The sequence below is a fragment of the Halobellus inordinatus genome, assembly GCF_024464655.1.
Lineage (GTDB): Archaea > Halobacteriota > Halobacteria > Halobacteriales > Haloferacaceae > Haloquadratum > Haloquadratum inordinatus.
This window is the reverse complement of sequence record NZ_JANHAV010000007.1, coordinates 142,181-156,250: the sequence shown is the minus strand read 5'-3', so window position 1 is coordinate 156,250 and position 14,070 is coordinate 142,181. Positions and strand designations below refer to the sequence as shown.

15 protein-coding genes are annotated in these 14,070 nt (G+C 63.4%); 10 read left to right on the top strand and 5 right to left on the bottom strand.

The window, feature by feature from the left end:
- The first annotated feature begins 170 nt into the window (after nt 1-170).
- A complete protein-coding gene (locus NO347_RS13500; protein ID WP_256290133.1) occupies nt 171-1,688 on the top strand; it encodes a phosphoenolpyruvate carboxykinase (ATP) in 1,518 nt (505 codons plus the stop codon).
- A 117-nt stretch (nt 1,689-1,805) separates the two neighbouring features.
- Here the strand turns inward: NO347_RS13500 and NO347_RS13495 are convergent, their stop codons facing one another.
- From NO347_RS13495 to NO347_RS13485, 3 genes are all read right to left on the bottom strand, one after another.
- The gene (locus NO347_RS13495) at nt 1,806-2,828 is read right to left on the bottom strand and encodes a phosphotransferase family protein (protein WP_256290132.1); all 1,023 of its coding nucleotides are present in this window, start codon (nt 2,826-2,828) and stop codon (nt 1,806-1,808) included.
- Complete coding sequence (locus NO347_RS13490; RefSeq protein WP_256290131.1) at nt 2,825-3,496, bottom strand: HAD family hydrolase; 672 nt, start codon at nt 3,494-3,496, stop codon at nt 2,825-2,827. Before NO347_RS13490 ends, NO347_RS13495 begins: the two co-directional genes overlap by 4 nt.
- Nucleotides 3,497-3,596: 100 nt before the next feature.
- The gene (locus tag NO347_RS13485; protein WP_256290129.1) at nt 3,597-3,935 is read right to left on the bottom strand and encodes a rhodanese-like domain-containing protein; all 339 of its coding nucleotides are present in this window, start codon (nt 3,933-3,935) and stop codon (nt 3,597-3,599) included.
- A gap of 199 nt (nt 3,936-4,134) precedes the next feature.
- Between NO347_RS13485 and NO347_RS13480 the strand changes: the two genes are divergently transcribed.
- The 4 genes from NO347_RS13480 (at nt 4,135) to NO347_RS13465 (ending at nt 7,894) form a co-directional block, all read left to right on the top strand.
- Nucleotides 4,135-4,353, top strand: coding sequence for a YgaP family membrane protein (locus tag NO347_RS13480; protein WP_256290128.1), 219 nt, complete (start codon nt 4,135-4,137; stop codon nt 4,351-4,353).
- A 594-nt stretch (nt 4,354-4,947) separates the two neighbouring features.
- Nucleotides 4,948-5,733 carry a pyrroline-5-carboxylate reductase gene (gene proC, locus NO347_RS13475; RefSeq protein WP_256290126.1) on the top strand — a complete coding sequence of 262 codons (786 nt, stop codon included), beginning with the start codon at nt 4,948-4,950 and terminating at the stop codon, nt 5,731-5,733.
- Nucleotides 5,730-6,557 (top strand): glutamate 5-kinase, encoded by an 828-nt coding sequence (gene proB, locus NO347_RS13470; RefSeq protein ID WP_256290125.1) that lies wholly within the window; start codon nt 5,730-5,732, stop codon nt 6,555-6,557. Before proC ends, proB begins: the two co-directional genes overlap by 4 nt.
- Nucleotides 6,557-7,894, top strand: a complete 1,338-nt coding sequence (locus NO347_RS13465) for a glutamate-5-semialdehyde dehydrogenase (RefSeq protein WP_256290123.1) — start codon at nt 6,557-6,559, stop codon at nt 7,892-7,894. The genes proB and NO347_RS13465 overlap by 1 nt, the downstream gene beginning before the upstream one ends.
- A 119-nt stretch (nt 7,895-8,013) precedes the next feature.
- Here the strand turns inward: NO347_RS13465 and msrA are convergent, their stop codons facing one another.
- Nucleotides 8,014-8,541: a peptide-methionine (S)-S-oxide reductase MsrA gene (gene msrA, locus NO347_RS13460; protein WP_256290121.1), complete on the bottom strand. Its 528-nt coding sequence runs from the start codon at nt 8,539-8,541 to the stop codon at nt 8,014-8,016.
- A gap of 144 nt (nt 8,542-8,685) precedes the next feature.
- A complete protein-coding gene (locus tag NO347_RS13455; RefSeq protein WP_256290119.1) occupies nt 8,686-9,174 on the bottom strand; it encodes a dihydrofolate reductase in 489 nt (162 codons plus the stop codon).
- A gap of 176 nt (nt 9,175-9,350) precedes the next feature.
- On the opposite strand from NO347_RS13455, the gene NO347_RS13450 reads away from it, so the two are divergent.
- The 5 genes from NO347_RS13450 to NO347_RS13430 all read left to right on the top strand — a co-directional run bounded on the left by NO347_RS13450 (nt 9,351) and on the right by NO347_RS13430 (nt 14,042).
- Entirely contained in the window at nt 9,351-9,689 is a 339-nt protein-coding gene (locus NO347_RS13450; protein ID WP_121569646.1) for a rhodanese-like domain-containing protein, read from the top strand.
- 42 nt (nt 9,690-9,731) lie between these two features.
- Nucleotides 9,732-10,145 (top strand): desampylase, encoded by a 414-nt coding sequence (locus NO347_RS13445; RefSeq protein ID WP_256290118.1) that lies wholly within the window; start codon nt 9,732-9,734, stop codon nt 10,143-10,145.
- Between the two features lie 249 nt (nt 10,146-10,394).
- A complete protein-coding gene (locus tag NO347_RS13440) occupies nt 10,395-11,699 on the top strand; it encodes an RNA-guided endonuclease InsQ/TnpB family protein (protein ID WP_256290117.1) in 1,305 nt (434 codons plus the stop codon).
- Between the two features lie 171 nt (nt 11,700-11,870).
- Complete coding sequence (locus NO347_RS13435) at nt 11,871-13,109, top strand: MFS transporter (RefSeq protein ID WP_256290116.1); 1,239 nt, start codon at nt 11,871-11,873, stop codon at nt 13,107-13,109.
- 84 nt (nt 13,110-13,193) lie between these two features.
- Nucleotides 13,194-14,042 carry an SDR family oxidoreductase gene (locus NO347_RS13430; protein ID WP_256290114.1) on the top strand — a complete coding sequence of 283 codons (849 nt, stop codon included), beginning with the start codon at nt 13,194-13,196 and terminating at the stop codon, nt 14,040-14,042.
- The last annotated feature ends 28 nt before the right edge of the window (nt 14,043-14,070 follow it).

Below are 14,070 nucleotides of genomic sequence, written 5' to 3'. Positions count from 1 at the left end.
ATCTATTTTCGAGACAGGAGCCCCGTTTCCGACTCGAAGCCGCGGTCGCAGGCGTCCGCGGGCATCTATAGGAGAGCGATTATATAGTACTGAAGAAATAAAACGAATTTTATTATTTGATACACGGCATTCAACAATCTTATGAGAGCAAATCGCGGATCGTACCCTATATGGCAAATTCGACCCGCTGGCCGACAGTCGCCGACTTTCCTGATCCGGTGGCGGCGGACCACGTCACATACAACCCCTCGTTTGCGGACCTTCGGGAGTTCTCCGCGCCCCTCGAAACGACGACCGAGTTCGGAGCACCCTCCTACGTGAGTGAGTACCGCTCCCGGAGCGCAGACCGGACGGTAAACAACGTCGACGGGTCGTTCGATGCCGAGGACATCGACGTCTTCGAGCAGGGCATCGACTGGGTCAACGATGCCTCCAACGACGTCCTCTGTGTCGACCGGGTCGTCGGCCGACACGAGGAGGTCGCCGCCGTGTGTCGCCTCTTCGTCCCCAAGGAGTACGGACGAATCGCGCTGGCGTGGGCGAAACTCCTCGAACCGGCCCCGGAGGACGCGTCGCCCGACTTCGTCACCGTCCAACTACCTGACGCGACCGACGAGCCACGCATCCGCGTACTTCCCGACGAGGGGCTGACGACGGTGCTCGGAAGCGACTACACGGGCGAGGCGAAGAAGTCGTTCCTGCGGCTCTTTATGCGCCGCGCGAAGCAGGCGGGCGGTCTCGGACTGCACGCCGGCAGCAAACGCGTCACCCTCGACGACGAGGACGGCGATCGGGAGGTCGGGCAGTTGTTCCTCGGACTGTCCGGGACGGGCAAGTCCACGCTGACCAGTCACGGACTCTGGCTCGACGATCCCGAAGGTGCCGAGATGCTGCAGGACGACGTCTGTGCGCTGCTGCCCTCGGGCACCGTCGCTGGGAGTGAAGGAAGCGGGCTCTACATCAAGACCCTCGGCCTCGACGCCGACGAACAGCCCGAACTCCACAGCGCGGCGACCGACGAGAGCGCCGTCCTCGAAAACGTCGCCGTCGACGACGACGGAACGGTCCACTTCGACGAACCGCGGCACGGCCGCAACGCCCGCGCGGTGATCCGTCGCGACTACCTCGAAAGCTCGGCCGACGACATCGACCTTCAGGAGGTCGATCAGGTGTTCTTCATCACCCGCAACCCGCTGATGCCGCCGATCGCGAAACTCTCGGACGCGCAGGCGGCTGTCGCGTTTATGCTCGGCGAATCCGTCGAGACGAGCGCTGGCGACCCCTCGCGCATCGGTGAGTCGATCCGCGTCGTCGGCACGAACCCGTTCATCATCGGATCGGAGGGCGAAGAGGGCAACCGCTTCCGCGACCTGATCGCCGACCTCGACCTCGACTGTTTCGTCATCAACACCGGCGTCGTCGGGACCGACGACCCCGTCGACGTCGGTGTCGAAGAGACCGTCGCTATTCTCGAAGGCGTCGCGCGCGACACGATCGAATGGGCGGCCGACGACTCTCTCGGGCTGACCGTCCCCACAGAGGTCCCCGGCATCGACATCGACCGGTACGTCGTCGCCGATCACGTCGAGGACTTCGCGGACGCACACAGCGCGCTGCGCACGGAACGGCAGGAGTACCTCGCGCAGTTCGAGGCCCTCGACGACGATATCGTCGACGCGACGTACTGATCGGCGCACGGTTTCCACCCGCCGGAATCGAATCGTCGCGCTGACGATCAGATGGGCTGCCGGTCTGATGTGCTCTCTCAGCGTTCTATCTACCTGCACTCGCAGTCGCTAATCGCGTCACAGGACTCGTTCGAGCGCCCGCCGATGAAATTCGACGGCGGCCGCCCGCCCGACCGGCGGGTACTGCGGGTTCGTGACGACGCCGCGTGAGTCCACCGCAGCGCTCGCGATCGCACAGACGCGGTGTGCCGGTCTGATCTCCGGGATGTCGCGGACGGACGTATACCCTTCACGAAACGCCGCGCGGAGCCGATCGGCCCGCACTTCGGACACATACCAGTCCGCGACGAGGTACTCCGCCTTCGCTACCGACAGCGCAGGGTCGGCGGCGAGGGGATACTCCCAGTCGAGTACGGCCGTGACAGTGCCGTCGGCGACCAGTGCGTTCCCGGGTCGAAAGTCCCACGGGAACAACCGCGGTGCCGGTCCCGTCGTCGCCGGGAGGCTCGCGACCACATCGAGGAGCTCCGATCGGAGGTCGTCGAACTCAGAGGGCAGTCGAGCGACGTTCGCCCGTCCGTATGTGACCAGCCACTCGCGCCACTCCGCCGGCGTGGCGGCGGCGACACCGCCAGAAATCCCGTCTTCCAGGTCGAACTCGTCGCCAATCGGCGTGGACCGAGGGGATCGGATTTCGGTGACGAGATCGCCATTGTCGACCGCGAGCGGACCGTACCGGCCGAACTGGAAAACCTCGTGAAGTTCCGCGAGGAAGCGACCGAACGCGCCGGCGATTGCCTGCTGCGTGGCTGCGTCGATATCGACGAACGCCTCGTGGAGGTCGTCTCCGGCGAGGAGCGGCGTGACGAGCCACCCGTCGTCGCCGGTGTCGCCGCTGTCGATGGGGCGGGCGACCGGGACCGACGTCCGCTCGTCGATCGCCGCGAGCAGGCGTGCTTCGACCCGGGCACTCCTCGGGGTCGGCGTCTGCTGGACGACGATCGGGTCGGCGCCTGCGAACCGGACGACTGCGGTCCGTTTGCGGTTCCCTCGCTCGATCGAGTTCACGGAAGTGACGCTCTGACCGGGGGCGACTGCGGAGAGGACACTTCGGAGTGAGAGGTCGGGGCGCTCCGTCATTCTGTCGTGAGCACGTCGTGTAGCTCGGTCAGCGAATCGAGTTCGTACTCCGGGCGGTAGCGTCCGGCGTCCTCACCGTCGGGACGGAGCCAGGCGGCCTGGAGTCCGGCGTTGTGGGCGCCAGCAACGTCGTACTCCAGTGAGTCGCCGACGTAAACCGATCGTCCGGCACGGACGCCGAGTTCCTCGAGGACGATCTCGAATGGATCGACGTGCGGCTTTCGCCGCGGAAGGTCCCCAGCATAGACGATCGCGTCGACGGCATCTTCGAGGTCGAGCGCCCGGATCTTCGCTCGCTGCCGACGCCGCGGCCCGTTCGTGAGGATCGCGACCGGACCGTGGGATCGGGCGGTCTCGAGCACTCGCTCGGCACCCGGGAGGAAGGCTACTGCCGACGTGTCGATACCGTCGAGGAGCGCGCTCGCCAGGGCGATCGGATCGACGTCTCTCCGGTCGTACTGTGCGGCGACGCGGGCGAAGCCGGCACCCAGGTAGCCGATGCGGTCGTTCGGATCCGGGGAGCCATCGAGTGCACTCCACAGGTCTGCGGTCTCGCCAAACGGCTCGGTCCCGACCTGTTCGAACGCCTGCCGGTAGGCCGCCCCCACGTCACCGTCCTGCCGACAGAGCGTGTTGTCAAGGTCGAAGACGACTGCGTCGAACGCCATTAGAGAAATAACTACGGGACGAGAACAGAAAACCTCACGCCTCGATCTGGAATCCGGACTGCGAGTCTCAGACGCCCCCGGTGATAACGGAGCGTGGAACTTACGACGGAACGCTTGCGACCTGCTTCCAACTCCGCATTCCGCCCTGTAAGTTCTCGACGTCGAGACCGGCCTGATCTAAGATTCGCGTCGCGAAACTGCTCCGGTTACCCGAGCGGCAGACGGCGACGATCCGGTCGTCGGAGACGCTGTCGGGGAGTTGGTCCGGTCCCAGCGTCTGGAGTTCGTTCAGCGGGACGTTGATCGTCTCGACGTTCTCGGCTTCGATGTGGTTGTCTTCGAACTCGTGGGGTTGGCGCACGTCGAGAATCGTCAGTTCCTCGCCGTCCGCGATGGCTTCCTTCAGTTCCTGGGGTGTCGTGGCCGGGATCTGTGACATCGTGTGGGACAGAATACGGGATCCAGAGTACATTAGAATTCGATTACGATACAATATTGCAAGGGTTTTCGAAAGTTCCAGTAGATTAGAACCAAATTTGCTGCATCAGCGCCGTGGCGTGTTCAGCCCCAGTCAAAGAGACCAGTCGAGCGGTCGCAGTGGCAAGAACAACTATGTATGAACGGACCAATATACAGGTATGGAGACAAACGTCGGTCAGACAGACAGTCTCGTTCGAATCGTCCTCGGCGCATTCGCGGGAGTCATCTCGCTCGGCCTCCTTGGAAACCTCGTTCCGGGGCCGATGATCCTCTCTCCCATCCTCGGCGTAATCGCGCTGGTCCTCGTCGGGACCGCCGTGACCGGTTTCTGCGGGCTCTACTCGCTCATCGGCGTCGACACCTGTAGCGCGCGCTGAGTCGCGCTCCTGCTGTATCGTCGAGGACGCCGCAACTGATAGGGTCTATCGTAAGTCCTCGTAGATGTCTCGCCGGACGGGACGGGGAGACTCTCCGAACAGTTACGATAATCCCTATGACGTCCTCTCGCTCCCTTTTTCGTTTAATATTCCAGGTTTACCATTCCAAAATCTGCTGCCACGCGATGACTGCGTGGGGGCGTAGATTCACTCGCCATCCACCGTAACCAGCGAACACAATCGGAGAACATAGTTAGTGAACACAACTAATGAATGAATATATTGGATCATAGTTTTGAATACCGAGACGGAGGGCGTACTCACGTCTGGAGAGAGAATCGTGGTGAGGTGGATCGGATTCGCTATAGTAGCGTTTGCAAGTCTTCACGCACCGAATCGCACGCAGTCGTGCGATTGGCTGTGTAATCAGTTGCAAACGCTACTATAGCAAACCGTGGTCAGTATACGGCTGACCGAGCAGTTCGCGCTCTGTTTCCCGGATGATCGCCCGCGTGTGCGCCAAAGACAACATCGCTAGGAACCGATCGGAAACCAAAGTTCGTATATCGGCGGCCCCGTCTATAGAGTCACAAGATGATCGACGTCAGCGTAATCGGCTGCGGCAATATGGGGAGCGCTCTGATCACGGGGCTCTCTCAGGCCGACGGCTACACCATCACGGCCTACGACGTAGCGCCCGAGGCTCTCGAAGCGATCGAACAGTACGCCGACCGAACGACGACCGACATCGCGGACGTTCACGACTCCGAAGTCGTCGTCCTCGCGGTGAAGCCCGACATCGTCCCGCTCGTGCTCGACGACCTGGAACTCGACGCCGCCACGACGCTCGTGACAATCGCCGCCGGCGTCTCGACGGACGTCGTCCAGCCGCAGACCGACGCCACCGTCGTGCGTGTGATGCCGAATCTGGCCGCGGAGACGCGAAATATGGCTGCCGCCGTCTCCTGGGACGAGCCCGACGAGAACGTCGCACAGATGCTCTCGGACCTCGGCGAGTACGTCGAGATCGACGAGGATCTGATGGACGTCGCGACGGCACTGAACGGCAGCGGTCCCGCCTTCGTGTTCTATCTCCTCGGGGCGATGCAAAAGCGGGCCGTCGAGGAGGGACTCGACGAGGCGGACGCGGAAGTCCTCGCCGCACAGACGTTCAAGGGCGCCGCCGAGACAGTGCTCCGCTCCGACAAAGAGGTCGATGAACTGATCGACGCCGTCTGCTCGCCGAACGGGACGACGATCGAAGGGATGGAAGTCCTCTGGGACAGCGACGTCGAGGAAGTCGTCGGCGACGCGCTGAGTGCCGCGAGCCGGCGCTCCGCCGAGTTGGCCGAGGAGGCCGCGAAGGACGCCGAACAATGAGCGGCGCCGTCGAAGCGGCGGAAGTGGCTAAAGCACGCTCGCTCGCCGCGAGCGCCGGGCGCGTGGTCGTAAAGGCCGGCACCAACTCGCTCACCGACGACGAATCAAACCTCGACGACGGGAAACTCGACAAACTCGTCGACGACGTCGCCGGACTCGTCAAGCGCGACAAAGAGGTCATCCTCGTCTCCTCGGGGGCGATCGGGGCCGGGAAGGGCCGCATCGGCTTCGCGAGCGACGACACCGTCGAGGAGTCCCAGGCGCTCTCGACCATCGGGCAGAGTCACCTGATGCGGCGCTACACCGAGAGCTTCGAGCGCTACGGGCTGACCGTCGCGCAGATTCTCGTGACCGAACACGACCTCGAGAACCCCGAACGGTTCACCAACTTCAAGAACACGATCGAGACGCTCCTAGAGTGGGGCGTCGTCCCGATCGTCAACGAGAACGACGCCGTCGCGACCGAGGAGATCCGGATCGGCGACAACGATATGATCTCCGCGTCGATCGCGATCGGCGTCGACGCCGACCTGCTCGTCACGCTTACCGACGTCGGCGGCGTCTACACCGGAAACCCCAAAGAGGACGCGGACGCCGAACTGATCGAAGCCGTCGGTCGCAACTACGACGAAGTCGAGCAGATCGTCGATTCGAGTGCGAGCGGCTCCTTCGGCGGCATCCGCACGAAGGTGCAGGGCGCGCGGTCCGTGAGCGAACACGGCATTCCCGCGGTCATCGCCCGCTCGACGGAGGAAGACGTCCTCGAAAAGGTCGCCACCGAACAGGCCGTCGGAACCATCTTCACCCCTATCAACGATCACTGATGAGCCAGAAAGAAACTGAGGCGAAAGTCACCGAAGCACAGTCCGCAGCGTTAGAGCTGGCGAACCTCTCTGAATCGGCCCGCGACGACGCTCTGCACGCGATCGCAGACTCCATCGAGGAAAACAGCAAGGCAATTCTCGAAGCCAACGCGATCGACGTCGAAGAGGGCAAAGAGATGCTCGAAGCCGGGGAGTACACCCAGGCGTTCGTCGACCGCCTGAAACTCTCGGAGTCGAAGCTCGAAAGCATCGCCGAGATGGTCCGCAGCGTCGCTGGACAGGAAGATCCCCTCGGAAAGACGCTTGCAGCACGACGCCTCGACGAGGACCTGGAGCTCTACAAGCTGTCGGTCCCGATCGGCGTCATCGGCACGGTCTTCGAGTCCCGTCCCGACGCGCTGGTGCAGATCGCGGCGCTGAGCCTCAAATCGGGCAACGCCGTCATCCTCAAAGGCGGCAGCGAAGCGACGCACTCGAACCGCATTCTCTACGAAACGATCGTCGAGGCCGCCGCCAACATCCCCGACGGCTGGGCGCAGCACATCGAAGCCCGCGAGGACGTCGACACGATGCTCGGGATGGACGACGCCATCGACCTCCTGATGCCGCGCGGGAGTTCCGCCTTCGTGAGCTACGTCCAGGACAACACGAGCATCCCGGTCCTGGGCCACACAGAAGGCGTCTGCCACGTGTACGCCGACTCCGAGGCGGACCTCTCGATGGCGGCCGACATCGCCTTCGACGCGAAGGTCCAGTACCCAGCGGTCTGTAACGCCGTCGAGACGCTCTTGGTCGACGAGTCCGTCGCCGAAGACCTGCTGCCCGACCTCGTCGAGCGCTACCGCGAGGCGGGCGTCGAACTCCGCGGTGACGAACGCACGCGCGACATCGTCGAGATGGACGCTGCCAGTGAGGAAGACTGGTCGACAGAGTACGGCGATCTGATCCTGTCGGTGAAAGTCGTCGACTCGCTGGAGCACGCCATCGACCACATCAACACCTACGGCTCGAAGCACACCGAGTCGATCGTGACCGAGGAAGCAGACCGCGCCGCCGAATTTATGCAGCGGATCGACGCGGCGAGCGTCTTCCACAACGCGTCGACGCGCTTCAGCGACGGCTACCGGTTCGGACTCGGGGCGGAGGTCGGAATCAGCACGGGCAAGATCCACGCCCGCGGGCCCGTCGGTCTGGAGGGACTGACGACCTACAAGTACCATCTGGAAGGCGACGGCCAGCTCGTGGCGACGTACGCCGGCGAGAACGCGACGCCCTTCCTCCACGAGGACTTCGACGGCGAGTGGGTTCCCGGTCACCTGAGTGGCAGCGAGGAGTAACGGCACTCGTACCGCCGCCGGAACGGCCGGCGTCTGCTCGCGGTGGCGTCTCCCCGCTGTGGCATCTCCGAATCCGTCGCTGCGGCGAGTCCGACCGGAGTACAGACGACGCGAAGCCGTTATTGCGTTACCTTCGACGCGAACCGTTCGCGTACCTTCTCGACCTTCGGTTGCGCGTGCATCCGACAGTACGCGTCGTTGGGGTTCTTCTCGAAGTAGTCCTGGTGGTACTCCTCTGCGGGCCAGAAGCGTTCGAGCGGCTCGATTTCCGTCACGACGTCGTCGTCGTACTCCTCGTCGAGGGCCTCGACGTAGGCCTCGGCCTGCCGACGCTGTTCGTCGTCGTGATAGAGGACGATCGAGCGGTACTGCGAGCCGACGTCGGGGCCCTGACGGTTCAGCTGCGTCGGGTCGTGCGTCGCGAAGAACACCTCCAAGAGGTCGTCGTAGCCGATGACGTCGGGATCGTACTCGATTTGGACGACCTCCGCGTGGCCGGTGCTCCCCGAGCAGACTTCCCGGTACGTCGGATTCTCGGTGTGGCCGCCGGCGTACCCGGACGTGACAGACTCGACGCCGTCGAGTTCCTGCATCGCCGCCTCAGTACACCAGAAGCAGCCGCCACCGAACGTCGCTATCGCGGTCATTAGCCGTTAATTAGGCCCCCGACAGTATGTAATTGACGCGAGGATCAGGTAGAGAACAACGGAGATACGGAGAGCGGCGGGGCGGTCGGGTGGACGACGGGGCGATGCAGAGAGCGACGGGCTTCGCTCGGATAGCCAAACGTTTCAGTCCACGCGCTTCCGCCTGACCCACTCTTCGAGCGTGAAACCGTCCTCGTCCGACGTCGACACGAGTTCCCACTCCTCCTTGTCCCACACCGGGTAGTGGACGTCGCCCTCGTACTCGCCGGGCACGCGGCTCAGGAACATCCGGGAGACGTGCGGCTGGAAGAGGGCGTAGATCTCGGCCCCGCCGAGCACGTAGACGGTCTCCAAACCCAGCGACTCGGCGATTTCGACCGCCTCGTCGACGTCGCTTGCGTGCGTCGCCGTCGCGACGTCGTACTCGCGTTCCGTCCGACTCAGCACGATTTGGTGGGTCCCGGGAAGGTGATCGCGCATCGACTCGAACGTCTCGCGGCCGAGAACGACCGCGGAATCGGCGACGCGAGCGCGATACTGCCGTTTGTCCGCGGGAATGCTTTCCCACGGGAGTTCGCCGTCGAGGCCGATGACGTTGTTCTCGGCGACGGCGGCGACTGCGACGAGTTCCATCACCGGAGTGTAGGAACGGCGGCTACAAAAAGAGGCGAGGGAGCCGCCGCTCCGAAATGAGTTTGTTCCGGGAGGCAGTATATCACGAGGACGATGACACTTCAGCGACCGGGCAAACGCCCCGGAACGGACGCATTATCGACGTCCGACGCCGACTCTCGACGGGTGATCACCCGATGACAGTCGAGGAGATCAGCACCGACGAACTCAAGCGGAAGCTCGATGCGGGCGAGAACGTGCAGATCATCGACATCCGCTCGCCGTCGTCCTTCGATCAGGGTCACATCCCGGGCGCGGAGAACGTCCCGATGGCCGAACTCCACACCCGGATCGACGAGATCGAGTGGGGCGAGGACGTCGTCGTCGCGTGCCCGATCGGGCAGTCGTCGGTTCAGGCGGCCCGCCTAATCAGCAGCTACGAGGGCGTCGGCGCGGAGACGTCCGTCAGGAGTATGGCAGGCGGCTACAACGCCTGGGAGTACGAACTCGAAACGGACGCCGACAGCGACGCGTAAGCCGGGGCGAGAGTTTTTGCGGCGAGCGTCCCTAGAACGCACGTGCTTACCATTCGCCGCGACGCCTACGACGAGATCGTCCATCACGGGTACGCCGGCGGCGACGAGGAGGTCTGTGGCGTCCTCGCCGGAGAACACGGAGCCGACGCGAGTCGCGTCACAGACGTTTCCCGCGTCGAGAACGTCGCGGACGCGCCACAGATTCGCTACGCGATGGACCCCGAAGCGCAACTAGAACAGATCGACGAGATCGAATCCCGAGGACTCGACGTAGTCGGGTTCTATCACACGCACCCGACGGGGCCGGCGCGTCCGAGCGCCGTCGACGCCGACCGTGCAACGTGGCCGGGGTACTCCTACGTGATCTGTGCGTTCGACGGCCACCCGTATCTCGGCTCGTGGCGGTGGGACGGCGAGGAATTCGAACAGGAGACCGTCGCGATCGCCGAGGAGTAACCACGGGGCGTAATATAGTCGGGAAACTGATAGAGATACGAGCGCATACCCCCGCCTTCTCGTGAGTGACGAGTGTTCCGACGTCCTGTCGGAACTGAGGAACGAACAGGCGGGGGTCGAGCGGACACTATTGTGGACTAATCCGTTCTAGCAGTGCTGGGTTTCCCACGGTTTCGCTTTTACTTTCACTTTCACTCTGGACGGCTGAGCTATATATCGATGCCATCCGAGAAATAGAGTACGGCGACGATGGGCGAGGTCACGAAAACGCTCGAACTGAAGCTTGTGGACCCAAACGTCCACAAGCGTCAGAAGCTTCGTGAGACACGGGACACTTACCAGCAGGCACTTCAATCCGCCTTCGCCGCTGGCTGTGACACACAGTCAGCGGCCAACGACGTGGTTGTCGAGTACGACCTGAGTGGCTACGCGAAAAACGCCCTCAAGAAGTACGTCCCACAACTCCACACCAGCTACGACACCGACGAGCTTCACGACGACCACCCGGTACGGTTCACCAACGAAGGGCTGCAACTCGACCATCAACCACAGAACGCTATCGAGTGGTACGTCAAAGTCCCGCATCACGAAGATTACCACCTCTGGATTCCAGCACGCGCCAATCCCGAACAGCGGGAGTGGCTCGAAGCGGCGTACGCAGACGACGCCGAGATGGGCGAAAGTCGGCTGTTCGAGCGCGAGGGAACGTGGTATCTCCATATCACCGTTACCCGCGACGTGGCCGAGCAATCTGTGGCATCCGCCGACGAGCGGACGCCACCAGACGAGTCTGGCGAGCCCTGTCTCGCTGGGCTCGCTAGAACGCCCATCGGCGTGGATATCGGAGAAGCGAGTCTCGTTACGGTGTGTCACCGCGACGAGAGCGGTTCTCCTGTTCGCCCCCGACTGTGGGCCGACGACGGCAAGGCCGTTCGTCGGCTCCGCAAAACGTACTTCACCGCCAAGAGACGGCTTCAGAAGCGTGGCAGTGAGCGAATCGCAGACTCGTTCGGTGACGCACTGTGGGACCGGATTGACGATGTGTTCCACCGTGTGACCCGCGAGGTCGTGAAGTACGCCGAGTCCGTCGAGAATCCGGTATTGGTGCTGGAAGACCTGACGTACATCCGCGAGAATATGGACTACGGCGAGTATATGAATCGGCGGTTGCACGGATGGGGCTTTGCCAAGCTCCACGCACAGGTTCGCTACAAAGCCGCCGAGAAGGGGATTCCCGTCGAGACGGTGAATCCCCGGAACACGTCGAAGGCGTGCCACGCCTGCGGTGAAGTTGGCTCCCGGCCACGACAGGCGACGTTCAGATGCTCGAACGACGGCTGTTGGGTCGGTGAGTATCAAGCCGACGTGAACGGGGCGATAAACATTGCAGACCGCTACCGTAGTGGAGAGAGTCACCGCCGAAGCGACCGGACTTCCCGGCAGAAGGCCGGTGACGATGACTCGGCTACGGATGGGGCCTCTTTGACTGGGCCACAAGACAGCCACGCGGATGCTGAAACCCAGCAAGTGACGCGTGGACCGTATGCGTCTTGAAACCAACAGGCCACAACGCTGGGCCTGAAATCCCGTGGCGGGATTCCTCCGCGTTCACGCGGAGGAGGAGGTCAATGGTTGTGGATGCTCCGGTCGTGTAGTAACAATGTCCCGGCAGACGGAGCCGACACCACTGCTTTCTATACAACTGACGAACACGTCCGAGCACTGATGGCTACCGAACGGAGTGACGGCCGATCAGACCGAGATCGGTCGGGGCGAGCGTCGGGACGGGACTGGACGACGTACGGTCTCGTCGCGGGCGCGAGTCTGATTTCGGTGGGACTGGCGGCCTACGAAATCGTCCCAGCGAGCGTCACTCCGCTGATCCGTGAGTCCCTGAACATCGGGCCGGCGATCGCCGGACTCCTGGTGAGCGTAATGTTCGGGACCGCCGTGGTTGCGAGTCTGCCAGCCGGTGCCCTCTTGGATCGAACGGACTCACGACGTGTGATGGTGACCGCCGTGTTCGTGTTGTTCGCGGCCGGCATCTGGGGATGGATCGGCGGGCGAGGAGGGAGCTACCGGTCGGTGATCGCCTCGCGTGCAGTCGGTGGCATCGCGTACGTGGTCGTCTGGAACGCGGGCATCGATATCGTGAGCCGCGCAGTGACCGGCGACCACCTCGCGACGGCAGTCGGTATCTTCACCGCGAGCGGTCCGGTCGGCTTCGCGATCGGGCAGGGAACGGGGCCAATCATCGCCGCGCGGTTCGGCTGGCCAGCTATATTTGTCGCGTTCACCGGCGTCGCGCTCGTCGGCTTGCTCATATTTTGGCCGACGAGTCGCGGGCTCGGCGGTCGCGACGGCGACGCCCCCACGCTGGGGGAGTTCGGGACCGTTCTCCGCGACCAGACCGTCTGGCTCGTCGCGACGCTCGGCTTTCTCAGCTACGCGCTGTATCTCTTCATCAACAGTTGGGGGTCGTCGTATCTCACCCAGGAGATCGGGCTTTCACTGGCGGTGAGTGGCATCCTCCTGGCCGTGTTCCCCGGCATTGGCGTCGTTTCGCGAATCAGCAGCGGTCTCCTCTCGGACCGCGTCTTCGACGGGCGGCGACAGCCGGTCCTGCTGGGTTCGTTCGGCCTCGCTGCGCCGCTCGTGTTGCTCTTCGCGTACCTGGGATCGGTCCCACTGCTCGTCGGCGTCCTGCTGCTTTCGGGCTTTGCGATCCAGCTCACGCTCGGGCTCTCGTTTACCTACGTGCGCGAGGTGGTCGATCCGCGCGTTGCCGCGACGGCCGTCGCATTTCAGACGAGCATCGGTCTCGCTGGGGCGTTTCTGGCTCCGATCGTCGGTGGTGCCGTCGTCGACGCCGCGGGCTTCGACGCGGCGTTCCTTCTCGCGGGCGCACTCGCGGGAGCCGGAACCGTGCTCGCGTGGCGCGCACCCGAGCCGCAGGCGACGTGATTCGCTGGCGACGAACTCACTGCGCCGCCTGTGTTGTATCCCGTCGATAGAATATTGTGGCCTCGTATCTCACATCGAAAAAAGATGCTTAAAAATGAAGTTTACATCGTAACAGGGAGCAGGGGCGGGCTCGGGCGAGCGACCGCGCGAGAGTTAACCTCTCACGGCGCGACCGTCGTCCTCAACGACCTAGGGGGAGAGGGCGAATCCGATGCCGTCACTCTGCAGGAGGAACTAGAAGGGAGAACAGGATCCGCGACGGCCCACCTCGGGGACGTCACGGAGATGGAATACGCCGAGGAGTTGATCGACGACACCGTCACCAAACACGGTCGACTCGACGGCGTCGTCAACTTCGCCGGCATCCTCCGTGATTCGTATCTCACCGAGATGACCGAATCCAAGTGGGACCAGGTGATCGACGTCCACCTCCGCGGTCACTTCAATCTCCTCCGGAGTGCCGCGCGCCGGTGGAAAGAGGCGGCCGAAGCCCGATCAACAGGTCGCTCGTTTCTGACAGTGGCGAGCCCGTCAGCGTTCGGCAACAGCGGACAGGCGAACTACTCGGCGGCGAAAGCAGGGGTGCTCGGGCTGACCCGCACGGCCGCGATCGAACTACAGCGGTACGACGTTCGCGTGAACGCGTTGGTTCCGATCGCGCATACGCAGATGACCGAAGCGTTTCTCGACGCGGCGGAGTACCCCCCGGAGAACGTCGCGCCGGTCGCGGCGTTTCTACTGAGTGAGGCGGCCGCGGGCGTCACCGGCTGTACCGTCGAAGCGGCGGGCGACGGCGTCGGGCTGCGCTCGAACCCGGAGATCGAACGGATCGCGTTCGAGGACGGCGGCTGGTCCCTCGAAGACCTCGCAGACAGATTCGAGGCGACGTTGGGGAGACAGACCAGCCTCGAACGGACCGAGACACAAACCTGACGCGGGCGAGTCGAGTCAGCGTCTGGAA

Excerpts from the sequence above, each read along its gene's own strand:
- NO347_RS13440 (WP_256290117.1), top strand. The coding sequence starts at position 10,395 with ATGGGCGAGGTCACGAAAACGCTCGAACTGAAGCTTGTGGACCCAAAC.
- NO347_RS13480 (WP_256290128.1), top strand. The coding sequence starts at position 4,135 with ATGGAGACAAACGTCGGTCAGACAGACAGTCTCGTTCGAATCGTCCTC.
- msrA (WP_256290121.1), bottom strand. The coding sequence starts at position 8,541 with ATGACCGCGATAGCGACGTTCGGTGGCGGCTGCTTCTGGTGTACTGAG.
- NO347_RS13450 (WP_121569646.1), top strand. The coding sequence starts at position 9,351 with ATGACAGTCGAGGAGATCAGCACCGACGAACTCAAGCGGAAGCTCGAT.
- NO347_RS13435 (WP_256290116.1), top strand. The coding sequence starts at position 11,871 with ATGGCTACCGAACGGAGTGACGGCCGATCAGACCGAGATCGGTCGGGG.
- NO347_RS13455 (WP_256290119.1), bottom strand. The coding sequence starts at position 9,174 with ATGGAACTCGTCGCAGTCGCCGCCGTCGCCGAGAACAACGTCATCGGC.
- NO347_RS13495 (WP_256290132.1), bottom strand. The coding sequence starts at position 2,828 with ATGACGGAGCGCCCCGACCTCTCACTCCGAAGTGTCCTCTCCGCAGTC.
- NO347_RS13490 (WP_256290131.1), bottom strand. The coding sequence starts at position 3,496 with ATGGCGTTCGACGCAGTCGTCTTCGACCTTGACAACACGCTCTGTCGG.
- NO347_RS13430 (WP_256290114.1), top strand. The coding sequence starts at position 13,194 with ATGCTTAAAAATGAAGTTTACATCGTAACAGGGAGCAGGGGCGGGCTC.
- proB (WP_256290125.1), top strand. The coding sequence starts at position 5,730 with ATGAGCGGCGCCGTCGAAGCGGCGGAAGTGGCTAAAGCACGCTCGCTC.
- proC (WP_256290126.1), top strand. The coding sequence starts at position 4,948 with ATGATCGACGTCAGCGTAATCGGCTGCGGCAATATGGGGAGCGCTCTG.
- NO347_RS13465 (WP_256290123.1), top strand. The coding sequence starts at position 6,557 with ATGAGCCAGAAAGAAACTGAGGCGAAAGTCACCGAAGCACAGTCCGCA.
- NO347_RS13500 (WP_256290133.1), top strand. The coding sequence starts at position 171 with ATGGCAAATTCGACCCGCTGGCCGACAGTCGCCGACTTTCCTGATCCG.
- NO347_RS13485 (WP_256290129.1), bottom strand. The coding sequence starts at position 3,935 with ATGTCACAGATCCCGGCCACGACACCCCAGGAACTGAAGGAAGCCATC.